We start from the raw sequence: 15,119 nt of genomic DNA on the forward strand, positions 1-15,119 counted from the left end.
TCTCGGGCTTTCCTCCGGGCGCTTCCCTTCGGTCTTGCGTTTCCGACTCTATCAGACCGTTTCCGGATCCGATTTCCTCGGTGCTTTCCAGGTTCCGGCTTTCGCGTTTCCCTTTCCGGCGGCTCCGACTCTATCAGATCCTTTCGGGCCTGACTCCCAGTCGGCGGGGTTCGCCTTCCGGCCTTTCGGCGCTTTCGCGTTTCGTGGCCTTTCGACATTCACTACGTTAGCCGATTCCCTCAGCGACTCATAATCGAGTTCCGCGGGTTCGAATTCGGGCATGCGGGCACGCCGAATAAACCCCGCTGCGGGGAAGTCGTAGGTAGTGGTTTGGCCGCTCTCGGCTGCTGGCTGAACGCCGTAACCGGTTCAAGCGGCTCGGGCTACATTACGGATCGCCAAGGGGCGCGTCAAGTTGAACGGCGACGGGGCGCACGGGCCCTGTACGGACTCGCCGTCGGGTGGCCGGCGGTCCGGAAACACCAGGGGGACGCCTCCGTCACCGGAGGCCCCGGTGCGTGGACCGTCGCGTACCTGGTCGGAGGGTACGGGTGTCCCCCTGAGCAGTGTCAAGGGTGAATCCCCGGAGCCGCAGACCTCCGCTTCGCCGAGCGATCGGTCCACTCCGGTGCCGCCGTAAGGCGCGTCGGCCCTTTGGCCGGTTCCTTGCCGTATCAGGCCGGGAGTCGACGTTTGCGGACGCGGTCCGCGCCCTCGGCGAGTTCCCCGGCCCGGATCAGGTTCCGCGGGGCGGCCTGGCTCTCGGGCTCAGTCGGTACGCCGAGACCGTCGGATCACCGGCGAGGTAGAAGCGGTGCTCCCAGTCGTGGGCCTTGCTCACGCCCACCCGGGGACCGACCCGGATGAGCGCGGCGGGTACCGGCTCCCCCTCGGACAGCGCGACCGAGGTGCCCGCCAGGAGATCCGTGCCGTTGTGCTCCGCCGTGATACCGAGCGCCTGGCAGAGGTTTCCCGGCCCCCGCGCGAGACGTGCGCCCTCGGCCGTGCCCCCTCGCCGCCTGCGGGCCAGGTCCTCCCCTTCGATGACCCTGCCCGCCCGGACGAGGACGGCTGAAGCGGTGCCGTCCGTCCCGGTGACGACGTTGGCGCACCAGTGGAGACCGTGGGACCGGTACACGTACAGGTGCCCCGCCGGTCCGAACATGACGGCGTTGCGGGGTGTCATGCCCCGGTAGGCGTGGGAGGCGGGATCGGTCGCGCCGGAGTACGCCTCGGTCTCCGTGATGCTGATGCTCACGGTTCCCTCGGGGGTCTCGTGGGTGAGGACGGCGCCGAGCAGTCGGGGGGCGACTTCTTCGGCGGGACGAGCGAGATCCATGACGTTCATGCTGACCGACTGGGCATGGTGCGGGCGAGATGGGTGTGCGCATGGCCGGACGGGTCCGTCCGGACGCGTCCCGGCAGGTCGGGGGCGACGTCCGGGACAGGGCGGTCGAAGAGGTCCCGCCTCGGGGGCGTACGGTCAGGGGCCGCGATCATGGCGTACGAGCGTAGTCCCTCCGGCCTCACCGGCGGGGCGGAGTCCGGGCGGTCCGGACGGATGTCCGCCTGCGGGGTGGTCAGGGGCCCTCTCCCTTGTAAGGGTGAGGGCGCGGAACCGGCCGGGGCCGGATCGCGTTTGTAGGGATCAAGGGATCCAGACAGGCAGAGAACAAACAGGCATTGCCTGGGGAGGAAGTGACGACATGGGGTTCAAGCGGCTGCTCGCGAGCCTGGGGGCCGGTGGGGCTTCGGTCGAGACGGTGCTGACCGAGGCCAACACCGTCCCGGGCGGCGTCGTCCAGGGTGAGGTGCGGATCCAGGGGGGTTCGGTCGACCAGGCGATCGAGGGCCTGAACGTCGGCCTGCAGGCCAGGGTCGAGGTCGAGGGCCACGACGACCAGGAGTACAAGCAGGACATCGAGTTCACGAAGCTGCGTCTCGGCGGGGCCTTCCAGCTGCAGGCCGGTGCCGTGCACACGGTCCCGTTCGGGCTGGAGATCCCGTGGGAGACGCCGATCACCATGATCGACGGGCAGGCCCTGCGCGGGATGAACATCGGTGTGACCACCGAGCTGGAGATCGCCCGTGCCATCGACTCGGGTGACCTCGACCCGATCAACGTGCACCCGCTGCCGGCGCAGAAGGCGATTCTCGACGCCTTCATCCAGCTGGGCTTCCGCTTCAAGAACGCGGACATGGAGAAGGGCCACATCCGCAACACGCGTCAGCGGCTGCCGTTCTACCAGGAGATCGAGTTCTACCCGCCGTCGCAGTACCGCGGGCTGAACCAGGTGGAGCTGAGCTTCGTCGCGGACGACCACGCGATGGACGTCATTCTGGAGATGGACAAGAAGCCGGGCCTCTTCAGCGAGGGCAGCGACTCCTACCGCTCCTTCCAGGTGGGTCTGCACGACTTCCACGGAACCGACTGGGCCGGATACCTGAACCAGTGGCTGTCGGAGGTCGGCAGCAAGCGGAGCTGGTTCTAGGCTCGACGCACGGAATCCGCCGTTCAGGAGGTACTGACGTGACCGAGTCCAAGAGGCCGCCGCTCCCGCACGACTTCCATCCGCCGGTGCCGGCGTTCACCCTCGTCAGCGAGGACGTCGAGCCGGGCGCGGTGCTGAAGGACGCGCAGGTCTACGCGGCCGGGAACACCTCTCCGCAGCTGAGCTGGGAGGGCTTTCCGTCGGAGACCAAGAGCTTCGCCGTGACGTGCTTCGATCCGGACGCCCCGACGGGGAGCGGATTCTGGCACTGGGTGCTGTTCAACATCCCCGCCTCGGTGACGGAGCTGCCCACGGGTGCGGGCAGCGGCAAGTTCGAGGGCCTGCCCGACGGCGCCGTCCAGGTGCGCAACGACTACGGGTCCCGGGACTTCGGCGGCGCCGCGCCGCCGGCCGGGGATCCCGCGCACCGGTACGTGTTCACGGTGTACGCCGTGGACCAGGAGAAACTCGGTCCCGACGCGGACGCGTCGCCCGCCGTGGTGGGCTTCAACCTGCGGTTCCACACGCTGGCGCGCGCCCAGTTGATCGGTGAGTACGCCGCTCCCGCAGCAGACTGACGTTCACCGAACGTTTGCCCGCCCCTGGACTTGGAAGTGATCAGGGGCGGGCACTTTTTATTGCGTTGTCCATCTCGGCGTGCCCGGCCAGAGTTGATCCCAGCCCGCCGTCGGGGGGGCCGGTGCGCAATGGAGGTGGGCTGGATGCGGGACACGCTGGTACTGAACGCGAGCTTCGAGCCGCTGTCGACAGTGACGTTGAACCGAGCCGTCGTTCTGGTGCTGCAGGACAAGGCCGTCGTCGAACAGGCCCATCCCGAACTGCGCATGCGCGGTGCCGCGCTGGACATACCCGTGCCCCGGGTGATCAGGCTCTGCCGGTACGTCCGGGTGCCGTTCCGAAGACAAGCTCCGTGGTCGAGGCGGGGTGTGCTGGTACGTGACCGGCACCGGTGCGCCTACTGCGGGCGCCGGGCCACGACCGTGGACCACGTCGTACCGCGGGCCCAGGGTGGTCAGGACTCGTGGCTGAACACCGTGGCCTCCTGCGCCGAGGACAATCACCGCAAGGCCGACCGTACGCCGGAGCAGGCCCAGATGCCCTTGCTGCGGCAGCCGTTCGAGCCGACGCCCGCGGACGCCATGCTGCTGGCACTCGGTCAGGACGACTTCGACGCACTGCCGGAGTGGCTGGCCCAGTCGGCCGCGTAGCCCGTACGGCATGACGACGGGGCCCACCTCCCGCGGGAGGTGGGCCCCGTCGTCATGCCGTCATCGCCGTGGCGTCGTCCGTGTCAGTCCGTGATGGAGGGCTTCTCGCGGCGCTCGGAGCCGCCTCCGGAGCCGCCCGCAGGGGCTCCGCTGCCCGAAGCTCCGCCCAGCCCGCCGAAGTTGCCCATGGCGCCGCTGAGGCCCTTGAGGGCGTCACCGATCTCGCTGGGAACGATCCAGAGCTTGTTGGCGTCGCCCTCGGCGATCTTCGGGAGCATCTGGAGGTACTGGTAGGAGAGCAGCTTCTGGTCCGGGTCCCCGGCGTGGATGGCCTCGAAGACCGTGCGGACGGCCTGGGCCTCGCCCTCCGCGCGCAGGGCCGCGGCCTTGGCCTCACCCTCGGCGCGCAGGATCGCGGACTGCTTCTCGCCCTCGGCGGTGAGGATCTGGGACTGGCGGATGCCTTCCGCGGTGAGGATCGCGGCGCGCTTGTCGCGGTCGGCGCGCATCTGCTTCTCCATCGAGTCCTGGATGGAGGTGGGCGGCTCGATCGCCTTCAGTTCGACGCGGTTGACGCGGATGCCCCACTTGCCGGTGGCCTCGTCGAGGACTCCGCGCAGGGCCGCGTTGATCTCCTCGCGGGAGGTCAGGGTCCGCTCCAGGTCCATGCCGCCGATGATGTTGCGCAGCGTGGTGACGGTGAGCTGCTCGATCGCCTGGATGTAGCTGGCGACCTCGTACGTCGCGGCTCGCGCGTCGGTGACCTGGTAGTAGATGACGGTGTCGATGTTGACCACCAGGTTGTCCTGGGTGATCACCGGCTGCGGCGGGAACGGCACGACCTGCTCACGCAGGTCGATGCGGTTGCGGATCGAGTCTATGAACGGGACGACGATGTTGAGGCCGGCGTTCAGCGTCCGCGTGTAGCGGCCGAACCGCTCGACGATGGCCGCGCTGGCCTGCGGGATGACCTGGATGGTCTTGATCAGGGCGATGAAGACCAGCACCACCAGAATGATCAGGACGATGATGATCGGTTCCATCGATGCTCCCCGTACCCTTCTCCACTCGGCAATTCCAAAAGATCTTATGGGTGTTGAAGATCTTGCTGGTCGAGTCTGACAGAACGTCGCCTGCCACGTGGGGCGTTCGGTTCACTTGCGTCGTACGAGGTCACATCACGATCGCCGTGGCTCCGTCGATGTCCACGACATCCACTTCCTGGCCCACCTCGTAGGCCTGTGTCCTGTCGAGGGCCCGCGCGGACCAGATCTCTCCGCCGAGCTTGACGCGGCCGGCCCCCGAACCGTCCACCCGTTCCAGGACGATGGCCTGCTTGCCCTTCAACGCCTCGATCCCGGTGGCGAGTTCGGGGAGCCGGGCACGGTGCCGGGTCGCGATGGGGCGTACGACGGCGATGAGCGCGACCGACACGACGACGAAGACGAGCACTTGGACGACGACACCGCCGCCGAGGCCCGCGGCAACCGCACCCGCGACGGCGCCCACCGAGAGCATGCCGAACTCCGGCATCGCGGTCACCACGAGCGGGATGCCGAGTCCGGCCGCCCCGATCAGCCACCACACCCATGCGTCGATGTCGTCCACACGGTCATGGTAGGACCGCGCTCCCCCCGCGGACAGAGCGCACGATCACTTCGGACACACCGGTCGAGGGGTACGCGGGTGCGCGGGTGGGGCGGTTCAGCCCATCGGCAGGCCCTGCGCGGTCCAGCGGTCGCCGACCTGCTCGACGACGAGCGGGAGGCCGAAGCAGAGGGAGAGGTTGCGCGAGGTGAGTTCGAGCTCCAGCGGACCGGCGGCGAGCACCTTGCCCTGGCGGATCATCAGGACGTGGGTGAAGCCGGGGGCGATCTCCTCGACGTGGTGCGTGACCATGATCATGGAGGGGGCGATCGGGTCGCGGGCGAGCCGGCCGAGGCGGCGCACGAGGTCCTCGCGGCCGCCGAGGTCGAGGCCGGCCGCGGGCTCGTCGAGGAGCAGCAGCTCGGGGTCGGTCATCAGGGCGCGGGCGATCAGGGTGCGCTTGCGCTCGCCCTCGGAGAGGGTGCCGAACCTGCGCTCCAGGTAGTCGCTCATGCCGAGGCGGTCGAGGAAGGCGCGGGCGCGCTGCTCGTCGATGTCCTCGTAGTCCTCGTGCCACCCGGCGGTCATGCCGTACGCGGCGGTGAGGACCGTCTGCAGGACGGTCTGGCTCTTGGGGAGCTTCTCGGCCATCGCGATACCGGCGATGCCGATGCGCGGGCGCAGCTCGAAGACGTCGACCTGGCCGAGGGTCTCACCGAGGATCGTGGTGGTGCCCGTGCTGGGGAAGAGGTAGCTGGAGGCGACGTTCAGGAGGGTCGTCTTCCCGGCGCCGTTGGGGCCGAGGATGACCCAGCGCTCCCCCTCCTTGACCGACCAGGAGACCTGGTCCACCAGAGCCCGGCCCTCGCGGACCACGGATACGTCCACCAGTTCCAGTACATCGCTCATGAGCGCGTTGTCTCCCATTGCAGTCTTGGTCGTCGCTTACGTCTGTGGACGAAGCCCCCAGGGAAAACCTACGCCACCGGTCGGCCGCACCGACCCATCGGCCGGTCCTTAGGGTGGGAGCATGCTCTCGGAACCACGCTCAGGACAGCTGGCGGCATGGGGAAATGCCCTATTGGCCGGACTTGTTTCCCCGGATGACGCCGTGCTCGCCGTCGTCGGGGACGACGCGGTGCACCGGGTCGAGGGACTGCCCGGCGAGTCGGGGCCCGTCGGGCTCACGCTCGCCCTCGGCCGGCTGCGCACGCTCGGGGTGACCGGACTGCGGGTCGCGCTGCCCGCGCCGGGGCATCCGCTCGGACTCAGCGGGCCGCCCGCGTTCAACGCGCGCGCCCTCGACGCCGAGGAGGCCGTGGTCTGCCACGGCGCGGCGCTGGGGCTCGTGCCCGAGGTGCACGAGGCCGGGCCCGCCGGCGATGTGCATGTCGAGGTCGTCTGGCACTGCCTCGCCGTACGGGAGGCGCCGCCCGCCGACGTGCCCTCGCTCGGGGAGGCCGAGCGGGAGCTGGCGGAGGCGCTCCGCGAGGCGACGGAGGTGCTGTCGCGGCTGGACGTGGCCGGGTCGGGGCCGGTCGCGGCGGCGGCGATCGACGCGTACCGGGCGCGGGCCGAGCGGGGGCGGGAGGTGCTGGCCCCGGGGTACCCGCCGCGTGCGGTGCGCGTGCTGGAGCTGGCCCAACGGGTCGGGGCGCTGATCTCCGTGGCGTACGAGAGCGGGCACGGCGGTGCGGTGAGCGCGTCGGAGATGGCCGCGCGGGCCGAGGCCCTGCGGCCGGTGGAGCGGACGGCCCGGCGGGCGCAGGTGGCCGCGTACAACGCCTTCGTGGAGGAGCGGGAGCGCGGGGCGCGCTGAGGTTGCGCGGGGCGCGCCGGGTTTGTGCGGGGCGCGGGCGCGGTTCGGTGCCGGTGCGTCGTGGGGCGGGGCCGTGCGGGTTCGCTGCGCCGGCCGTCGCGGGTTCGGTCCGGTGGGGGTCGGGGCCGTGCCGGTACATCCGCCCGCATCCGGACGGATCTCAGCGGGGTTGAAGAGGTGCGGGTCGGTTCCGATCCGTCCGGCCTGCGGGCATTCGATGTACCGGCACGGCCCCTCCCGCCGGATCCCGACTGCGGGTGCGTGATGGCTTGGGCGCGGCGCCTGCGGCCAGATCCCGGCCGCGGGTGGTCGGTGGCTCGGGTGCGGTGCCTCACGGGCGTGGCTTTCAGCCCCTCCGGCGTTTGAGGAGTGGGGGTCCGAGGGCAGAGCCCCCGGGTGGGGAGGGTAGGGGCGGAGGGGGCGAAGGAAGTCTGTGCCGGGGACGGCGTTGCCCCGTCCGGGTCAGTCCGCGATTCCGTGTCGTACGGCCCAGAGCGCGGCCTGGGTGCGGTCGGCGAGGTCGAGTTTCATCAGGATGTTCGAGACGTGGGTCTTCACCGTCTTCTCGGAGAGGACGAGGGCGCGGGCGATCTCCCGGTTGGAGCGGCCGTCCGCGATCAGGCCGAGCACCTCCCGTTCCCGCTCCGTGAGCGAAACGCCTCTCCCCTGGCCCGAGGTGGCCTCCTCCTGGGACAGCAGGGCGTTCGCGACCTCGGGTTGCAGGACGACGTGTCCCGCGTGGACCGAGCGGATGGCTCCGGCCAGCGCGTCGGGGTCGACGTCCTTGTACACGTAACCGGCGGCGCCCGCGCGCAGGGCCGGCACCACCGTGCGCTGCTCGGTGAAGCTGGTGACGATCAGCACGCGCGCGGGGTTGGCGAGTTCGCGGAGCTTTCGCAGCGCGTCGATGCCGTCCATCCCCGGCATCTTGACGTCCATGAGGACGATGTCCGGCTTCAGTTCCTCGGCGCGGGTGACGCCCTCGGCTCCGTCGGACGCCTCCCCGACGACCTCGATGTCGTCCTGCACTTCGAGGAAGGTGCGCAGTCCCCGGCGGACGACCTGGTGGTCGTCGACGAGCAGCACCTTGATTGCGTCAGCCACCAGGGACCTCCATCTCGATCACGGTGCCCTTCCCGGGCGCCGACTCCACGGTGAGTGTGCCGCCGACCCCGCTCGCCCGGTCCCGCATCGACACCAGGCCGAGATGGCGGCCGGCACTGCGTGTCGCGGCGGGGTCGAAACCGCGGCCGTCGTCGCGGACGCACAGGACGGCGCCGGGTCCGCGCCGGTCCAGGGTGACGTCGACGCGGGTGGCGCCGGAGTGCCGCAGCGCGTTGTGCAGGGCCTCCTGGGAGACCCTGAGCACGGCCTCCTCCTGGGAGGCGGGCAGTGCCCGCACACCGTGGCTGGAGAAGGCCACATGGGCGGAATGGGCGCGGTCGAGGACCTGGATCTGGGTGCGCAGGGTGGCGACGAGACCGTCCTCGTCGAGGGCGGCGGGGCGCAACTCGACGACGGCCGCGCGCAGTTCCTCGGTGGCCTCCGCGGCGAGGGCGGCCACGTGCTGGAGTTCGCCCTTGGCGCGGGAGGGGTCCCGGTCGACGAGGGTGGCGGCGGCCTGGGCGGTCAGGCGCAGGGAGAACAGCTTCTGGCTGACGGCGTCGTGCAGTTCGTGCGCGAGCCGGGAGCGTTCCTCGGCGATGGTGAGTTCGCGGCTGCGTTCGTAGAGCCGGGCGTTGGTCAGGGCGATCGCCGCGTGCTGGGCGAGGATGGTGAGGAGTTCCTCGTCGTCCTCGGTGAATCCGCAGCGGCCGTCCGGCCCGGGGCAGGGTGCCGTGCCTTCGGGGCGCACCTTGTTCGCGAGGAAGAGCGCGCCGATGATCTCGTCGCCGTCGCGGATGGGCAGGCCCAGGAAGTCGGACATGTCGGGGTGGGCCGCGGGCCAGCCCTCGAAGCGGGGGTCCTTGCGCACGTCGGCCAGGCGCTCGGGGCGGGCCTCGCGCAGCATCGCGGCGAGGATGCCGTGCTGGCGCGGGAGCGGTCCGATGGCCTTCCACTGCGCGTCGCTGACCCCGTCGACGACGAACTGGGCGAAGCCGCCGTGGTCGTCGGGCACGCCCAGCGCCGCGTACTGCGCGTCGAGCAGTTCGCGGGCCGAGGCGACGATCGTCTTGAGGACGTCGCGCACTTCGAGGTGCCTGCTCATGGCCAGCAGCGCGGAACTCACCGCGGACAGGCCCGACCGGGGTCCGTGACTCATGACCCCAAACTACCGGCGGGATGTGACAGCGCGTATCGGCCGCCGACCTCGCCCACCGGGCCATTGGGCCTAGGACGAAGGGCCCCTGATCGTTGCGGCCCGCGTACGAGGCGCCCGGGCGGTCCCCGTTCCTACGGTGAGGGCATCCGCCGGGAAGGCGGCCGGAGCGAGGGGACGGATGTCATGCCGGTAGCGATCATCACAGGGGCCTCGAAGGGACTGGGGAGGGCGCTCGGCGCGGCGCTGGCGGAGCGCGGCTGGGACCTGGTGCTCGACGCCAGGACGGCCGGGGTGCTGGAGGAGACCGCGGAGGCGCTGTCCGCGTACGGGACGCGGGTGGAGGCCCTGCCCGGGGACGTGACGGACGCCGGTCACCGTGTCGAGCTGGTGGCGGCGGCCCGGAAGCTGGGCGGTGTCGACCTGCTGGTGAACAACGCGAGCGCGCTGGGCGCGGAACCGCTGGTGCGGCTGGATGAGCTGGACCTGGAGGGACTGCGGCGGGCCCTGGAGGTCAACGTGGTCGCCGCGCTGGGACTGGTCCAGGAGGCGCTGCCGCTGCTGAGGGCGGCCGGGGCGGGCGCCGTCGTCGCCGTCAGCTCGGACGCCGCGGTGCAGGCGTACGGGACATGGGGCGGCTACGGGGCCTCGAAGGCGGCGCTGGACCACCTCTCGGCGGTGCTCGGCGAGGAGGAGCCCGGTCTGCGGGTGTGGGCGGTGGATCCGGGGGACATGGGGACGGACCTCTACGCGGCGGCGGTACCGGACGACGGTGATCCGCGGCCGACGCCGGACAGCGTGGTTCCGGCCTTCCTGCGTCTGCTCGACGAACGGCCGGCCAGCGGGCGCTACGTGGCCTCGGACCTGCTGGAGGAGCGGTGACGACGGTGACGGGGGTCTCTCGGGCGGGGCACGGCCGGGAGTGGGGAAGCGTTCCCGAGGAATTGTCGGCGCGGGTGCCCGCGGAACAGCGCGGTCCCGGGCGTGACCGGGATTCCGTACGGCTGCTGGTGTCGCGCGGTACCGAGGTCTCGCACCACGCGTTCGTGGAACTGCCCCGGCTGCTGCGGGCCGGGGACCTGTTGATCGTCAACACCTCGGCCACGCTGGCGGCCGCCGTGGACGGGCGGATCGGGCACGCGCGCGTGGTGGTGCACTTCTCCACGCGCGGCGACGACGGACGGTGGGCGGTCGAGCTGCGGGATCCCGACGGGAGAGGGACCACGCGCGCGCGTGCGGGCGGGCCCGCGGGAACGGTGGTGCGTCTGCCCGGGGACGTGCGCCTCGTCCTGGAGGAGCCGCTGAGCGAGCGGGGGGCACGGCTGTGGTGGGGGCGGGTGCCGGACACGGACGTGCCGGCTCTGCTGCGGCGGTACGGGCGGCCCATCCGCTACGCCTACACGGACCGGGACCAGCCGCTGTCCGCGTACCAGACGGTGTTCGCGCTGCCGTCGGACGACGGGGCGGGGAGCGCGGAGATGCCGAGCGCGGCGCGCCCCTTCACCTCGCGTCTGGTGGCGGAGCTGGTGAGCCGGGGGGTGCAGTTCGCACCGGTCACCCTGCACACGGGGGTCGCCTCGGCGGAGGCGCACGAGCCGCCGTATCCGGAACGGTTCGAGGTTCCGGCGGTGTCGGCCCGGCTGATCAACGCCGCGCGGGCCGGCGGGGGCCGGATCGTCGCGGTCGGTACGACGGCGGTGCGGGCCGTGGAGTCCGCGGCCTCGGAGGACGGGCTGGTCCGGGCGGCGAAGGGGTGGACGGGTCTCGTGGTGACCCCGGAGCGGGGTGTGCGGGCCGTCGACGGGCTGCTGACCGGACTGCACGAACCGGAGGCCTCGCATCTGCTGATGCTGGAGGCGATCGCGGGGGGCGCGGCGGTCGACCGGGGCTACGCCGAGGCGCTGCGCAGGCGCTACCTCTGGCACGAGTTCGGGGACGTGCACCTCGTCCTCCCCCGGGAAAAGTCCTCACTCTGAGCATTGCTCACGCAACTCCACGTCAGAATGATCAAGGACCCCTGTGAGCCCTCGCATAGGGTCCAGGTCACGTACGAAGGAACATAGGAGATAAAAGGGACAAGATGAACTGGGAAGACGTGCCAGTCTGCCCCGATTTGCCCCATACGTGTCCACTATCCGACTTCGTAGGTCACATCTTTGCCAGGGCATTTTGCGGCCGCTAAGAATTGCTCATGTCGCTCAGCGCCTCGGGTTCTCCCCCGGGGCGTTTGTTCCGGAAACACAGTCCCGACCGGGACGAAGAGCGACCTCCGCGCTATTCGAAGAGGTCTATCAGTCATGCCCAAGAACATTGCCGTCCGTGGTCGTGGTCCGAAGCTGACCAAGCTCCACAAGCTTTCGGTCGCCGGTGTGGCCACCCTCGGTGCCGCCACCCTCGCTTTCTCCCTGGCGCCGAGCGGCTCCCACACCACCACCGACGCCGCCGCCCCCGCGGCACCGGTCGCCTACAGCGGGCAGCAGATCAAGGGCGTCGAGGCCGACGTCGCCGGTACGAGCGGCGCCGCCCTGAAGGCTCAGACCATCGCGGCCAAGCAGAAGGCCGCGGCGGACTCCGCGTCCGCGGCGAAGAAGAAGGCGGCCGCCCGGGCCGCCGCCGAGAAGAAGGCCGCCGAGAAGAAGGCCGCGGCCAAGAAGGCCGCCGTCCAGGCCGCCGCGAAGAAGAAGGCCGCCGCGTCGCGCGCCGAGGCCGCCACCGCGAGCCGCTCCACGCAGCGCATCCAGATGGAGACGGTCGCCGCGAAGACGTACCCCAACAACCTCGACGGCTGGATCCGCGAGTCCCTCGACATCATGAAGGCCAAGGGCATCCCCGGCAGCTACCACGGGCTGCACAAGAACATCATGCGTGAGTCCTCGGGCAACCCGATGGCCATCAACGACTGGGACATCAACGCCATCAACGGCATCCCGTCGAAGGGCCTGCTCCAGGTCATCCCGCCGACGTTCAAGGCGTACCACGTGGCCGGCACCTCGTGGAACATCTACGACCCGGTCGCCAACATCACCGCCGCCTGCAACTACGCCGCCGACAAGTACGGTTCCATGGACAACGTCAACAGCGCGTACTGAGGACTCGGCGCGGAGTCCCCACACAGACGCCGAAGGGCGGCACCCCGGTCAGGGGTGCCGCCCTCGCGCCGTTTCCGGGTGACTACTTGCGCATGACCTCGGGCTCGTGGCGGCGCAGGAAGCGGGCCACGAAGAAGCCGCAGGCGACACCGAGGACGACCAGCGCGATCATGTCCACGGTCCAGGCCCCGGCCGTGTGGTCCCACAGCGGGTCCGTGCTGGTCGGATCGTCCTGGTTCGGGAAGATGTTGTTCAGGTCCAGCGTCGCCCCGGACGCGGCCACCGCCCAGCGGGCCGGCATCAGGTACGAGAACTGGTTGACGCCCACCGTGCCGTTCAGGATGAACAGGCAGCCGGTGAAGACCACCTGGACGATCGCGAACATGACCAGGAGCGGCATGGTCTTCTCCGCGGTCTTCACCAGCGAGGAGATGATCAGGCCGAACATCATCGACACGAAGCCCAGCAGCATGATCGGCAGCGTGAGCTCGACCTTGGGCAGGCTCTTGAGGATCAGACCCTCGGACGGCACCTCGCGGCTGCCGAAGCCGATGGCTCCGACCAGCGCGCCCTGCAGCATGGTGATCACACCGAGGACGATCACCTTGGACATCAGGTACGCCGAGCGCGACAGACCCGTCGCACGCTCCCGCTCGTAGATCACCCGTTCCTTGATCAGCTCACGGACCGAGTTGGCGGCGCCCGCGAAGCACGCGCCGACCGCGAGGATCAGCAGCACGGTCGTGGCGGTGCCGTTCGCGACATGGGCGCCCGAGGGCAGGATCCTGTCGTTGACCAGCAGTGTCTTGCCGTTGTCGATGAGCAGGCTGACCGAGCCCAGGACCGCGGGCAGGATCACCGTCAGCGCCAGGAAGCCCTTGTCCGACGCGATCACCGAGACGTAGCGGCGCATCAGCGTCATCAGCTGGGAGCCCCAGCCCTGCGGCTTCGGCGGCTTCATCGCCTGCGGGGGCGGCATCTGCGTCGACTGCGGAGCCACCGCGTCGATGTCCGCCGCGTACATCTGGTAGTGCTGCGAGCCCTTCCAGCGGCCCGCCCAGTCGTAGTCGCGGTAGTTCTCGAACGCGGAGAACACGTCGGCCCAGGTCTCGTAGCCGAAGAAGTTCAGCGCCTCCTCCGGCGGACCGAAGTAGGCGACGGCACCGCCGGGCGCCATCACGAGGAGCTTGTCGCAGATCGCGAGCTCCGCCACCGAGTGCGTGACGACGAGGACCGTACGGCCGTCGTCGGCGAGACCGCGCAGCAGCTGCATGACATCGCGGTCCATGCCCGGGTCGAGACCGGAGGTCGGCTCGTCCAGGAAGATCAGCGACGGCTTGGTGAGCAGCTCCAGGGCCACCGACACACGCTTGCGCTGGCCACCGGAGAGGGAGGTGACCTTCTTCTCCTTGTGGATGTCCAGCTTCAGCTCGCGCAGCACCTCGTCTATGCGGGCCTCGCGCTCGGCGGCCGTGGTGTCCGCCGGGAAGCGCAGCTTGGCCGCGTACTTGAGGGCCTTCTTGACGGTCAGTTCCTTGTGCAGGATGTCGTCCTGCGGGACCAGACCGATGCGCTGGCGCAGCTCGGCGAACTGCTTGTACAGGTTGCGGTTGTCGTAGAGGACGTCGCCCTGGTTGGCGGGGCGGTAGCCCGTGAGCGCCTTCAGGAGCGTCGACTTGCCGGAACCCGACGGGCCGATGACCGCGACGAGCGACTTCTCGGGCACTCCGAAGGAGACGTCCTTGAGGATCTGCTTGCCGCCGTCGACGGTGACCGTCAGGTGGCGGGCCGAGAAGGAGACCTCACCGGTGTCGACGAACTCCTCGAGCCGGTCGCCGACCAGCCGGAACGTCGAGTGGCCGACGCCGACGATGTCGTGCGGGCCCAGCAGCGCGGAGCCGCCCTTGGCGATCGGCATACCGTTGACGTACGTGCCGTTGTGCGAGCCGAGGTCGCGGATCTCGAAGCGGCCGTCCGGCGTCGCGTGGAACTCGGCGTGGTGGCGCGAGACCTGGAGGTCGGAGACCACCAGTTCGTTCTCCAGCGCACGGCCGATGCGCATCACACGGCCCAGCGAGAACTGGTGGAACGTCGTCGGGCTGCGGTCGCCGTAGACCGGCGGTGCCCCCGCGCCACCACCGGGTCCCTGCTGCTGCGGAATGCCGCCCGCCTGCTGCGCGTTCTGCGAGGCCTCCGGCGCCTGCGGCGTCGGCGGCTGGGACCAGCCGGGGCCGGCGCCCTGCGCCGCGTACGGCTGCTGCGCCACCGGGGCCGCGGCACCGGCCACGCTCAGACGCGGACCGTCGGTCGCGTTCCCGAGGTGCACGGCCGAACCGGGACCGATCTCCAGCTGGTGGATCCGCTGCCCCTGCACGAACGTGCCGTTGGTGCTCCCGTGGTCGTCGATGACCCAACTGCGGCCGTTCCAGCTGATCGTGGCGTGGCGCCAGGAGACCCTGGCGTCATCGAGCACGATGTCCCCCTGCGGATCACGTCCGAGGGTGTGAGGCCTGGACGCGTCGAGCGTCCAGGTCCGTCCATTCAATTCCAGTACGAGTTCCGGCACTCCAGCCCCACTGAGTTGTCCCCCGAGTTACCCCCATCACAGGGAGTCTAGGGATGTCGAACATCGTGGGGAACTAT

At 70.2% G+C, this 15,119-nt stretch carries 14 protein-coding genes; 7 read left to right on the forward strand and 7 right to left on the reverse strand.

The window, feature by feature from the left end; genetic code table 11:
* Positions 1-736: 736 nt before the first annotated feature.
* On the reverse strand, positions 737-1,348 hold the full coding sequence (locus tag ACICHK_RS10430) for a DNA-3-methyladenine glycosylase (protein WP_406836669.1): 612 nt from the start codon (positions 1,346-1,348) through the stop codon (positions 737-739).
* A 358-nt stretch (positions 1,349-1,706) separates the two neighbouring features.
* Between ACICHK_RS10430 and ACICHK_RS10435 the strand changes: the two genes are divergently transcribed.
* From ACICHK_RS10435 to ACICHK_RS10445, 3 genes are all read left to right on the forward strand, one after another.
* On the forward strand, positions 1,707-2,492 hold the full coding sequence (locus ACICHK_RS10435; protein WP_151470467.1) for a sporulation protein: 786 nt from the start codon (positions 1,707-1,709) through the stop codon (positions 2,490-2,492).
* Between the two features lie 38 nt (positions 2,493-2,530).
* The gene (locus ACICHK_RS10440; RefSeq protein ID WP_406836670.1) at positions 2,531-3,070 is read left to right on the forward strand and encodes a YbhB/YbcL family Raf kinase inhibitor-like protein; all 540 of its coding nucleotides are present in this window, start codon (positions 2,531-2,533) and stop codon (positions 3,068-3,070) included.
* A 144-nt stretch (positions 3,071-3,214) separates the two neighbouring features.
* Entirely contained in the window at positions 3,215-3,721 is a 507-nt protein-coding gene (locus ACICHK_RS10445; protein WP_151470465.1) for an HNH endonuclease, read from the forward strand.
* Between the two features lie 83 nt (positions 3,722-3,804).
* On the opposite strand, the gene ACICHK_RS10450 is transcribed toward ACICHK_RS10445, so the two are convergent.
* The 3 genes from ACICHK_RS10450 to ACICHK_RS10460 form a co-directional block, all read right to left on the reverse strand.
* Positions 3,805-4,764 (reverse strand): SPFH domain-containing protein, encoded by a 960-nt coding sequence (locus ACICHK_RS10450; protein WP_406836671.1) that lies wholly within the window; start codon positions 4,762-4,764, stop codon positions 3,805-3,807.
* 130 nt (positions 4,765-4,894) lie between these two features.
* A complete protein-coding gene (locus ACICHK_RS10455) occupies positions 4,895-5,329 on the reverse strand; it encodes an NfeD family protein (RefSeq protein ID WP_406836672.1) in 435 nt (144 codons plus the stop codon).
* A 96-nt stretch (positions 5,330-5,425) separates the two neighbouring features.
* Entirely contained in the window at positions 5,426-6,217 is a 792-nt protein-coding gene (locus ACICHK_RS10460) for an ABC transporter ATP-binding protein (protein WP_103554464.1), read from the reverse strand.
* Between the two features lie 121 nt (positions 6,218-6,338).
* On the opposite strand from ACICHK_RS10460, the gene ACICHK_RS10465 reads away from it, so the two are divergent.
* Positions 6,339-7,127, forward strand: coding sequence for a hypothetical protein (locus ACICHK_RS10465; RefSeq protein WP_406836673.1), 789 nt, complete (start codon positions 6,339-6,341; stop codon positions 7,125-7,127).
* 462 nt (positions 7,128-7,589) lie between these two features.
* Here ACICHK_RS10465 and ACICHK_RS10470 read toward each other — a convergent pair whose 3' ends face one another.
* Both ACICHK_RS10470 and ACICHK_RS10475 read right to left on the reverse strand, forming a co-directional pair.
* Positions 7,590-8,231 (reverse strand): response regulator, encoded by a 642-nt coding sequence (locus tag ACICHK_RS10470; RefSeq protein WP_406836674.1) that lies wholly within the window; start codon positions 8,229-8,231, stop codon positions 7,590-7,592.
* Positions 8,224-9,390 carry a GAF domain-containing sensor histidine kinase gene (locus ACICHK_RS10475; RefSeq protein ID WP_406836675.1) on the reverse strand — a complete coding sequence of 389 codons (1,167 nt, stop codon included), beginning with the start codon at positions 9,388-9,390 and terminating at the stop codon, positions 8,224-8,226. Before ACICHK_RS10475 ends, ACICHK_RS10470 begins: the two co-directional genes overlap by 8 nt.
* Positions 9,391-9,573: 183 nt before the next feature.
* On the opposite strand from ACICHK_RS10475, the gene ACICHK_RS10480 reads away from it, so the two are divergent.
* The 3 genes from ACICHK_RS10480 (at position 9,574) to ACICHK_RS10490 (ending at position 12,476) form a co-directional block, all read left to right on the forward strand.
* Positions 9,574-10,269 (forward strand): SDR family NAD(P)-dependent oxidoreductase, encoded by a 696-nt coding sequence (locus ACICHK_RS10480; protein WP_406836676.1) that lies wholly within the window; start codon positions 9,574-9,576, stop codon positions 10,267-10,269.
* Positions 10,266-11,363, forward strand: coding sequence for an S-adenosylmethionine:tRNA ribosyltransferase-isomerase (locus ACICHK_RS10485; protein WP_406836677.1), 1,098 nt, complete (start codon positions 10,266-10,268; stop codon positions 11,361-11,363). The genes ACICHK_RS10480 and ACICHK_RS10485 overlap by 4 nt, the downstream gene beginning before the upstream one ends.
* A gap of 321 nt (positions 11,364-11,684) precedes the next feature.
* The gene (locus tag ACICHK_RS10490; protein ID WP_406836678.1) at positions 11,685-12,476 is read left to right on the forward strand and encodes a transglycosylase SLT domain-containing protein; all 792 of its coding nucleotides are present in this window, start codon (positions 11,685-11,687) and stop codon (positions 12,474-12,476) included.
* An 82-nt stretch (positions 12,477-12,558) separates the two neighbouring features.
* On the opposite strand, the gene ACICHK_RS10495 is transcribed toward ACICHK_RS10490, so the two are convergent.
* The gene (locus ACICHK_RS10495) at positions 12,559-15,042 is read right to left on the reverse strand and encodes an FHA domain-containing protein (RefSeq protein WP_151470455.1); all 2,484 of its coding nucleotides are present in this window, start codon (positions 15,040-15,042) and stop codon (positions 12,559-12,561) included.
* Positions 15,043-15,119: the final 77 nt, after the last annotated feature.

The organism is Streptomyces sp. AHU1 (assembly GCF_045343905.1).
Taxonomy (GTDB): domain Bacteria; phylum Actinomycetota; class Actinomycetes; order Streptomycetales; family Streptomycetaceae; genus Streptomyces; species Streptomyces triticiradicis.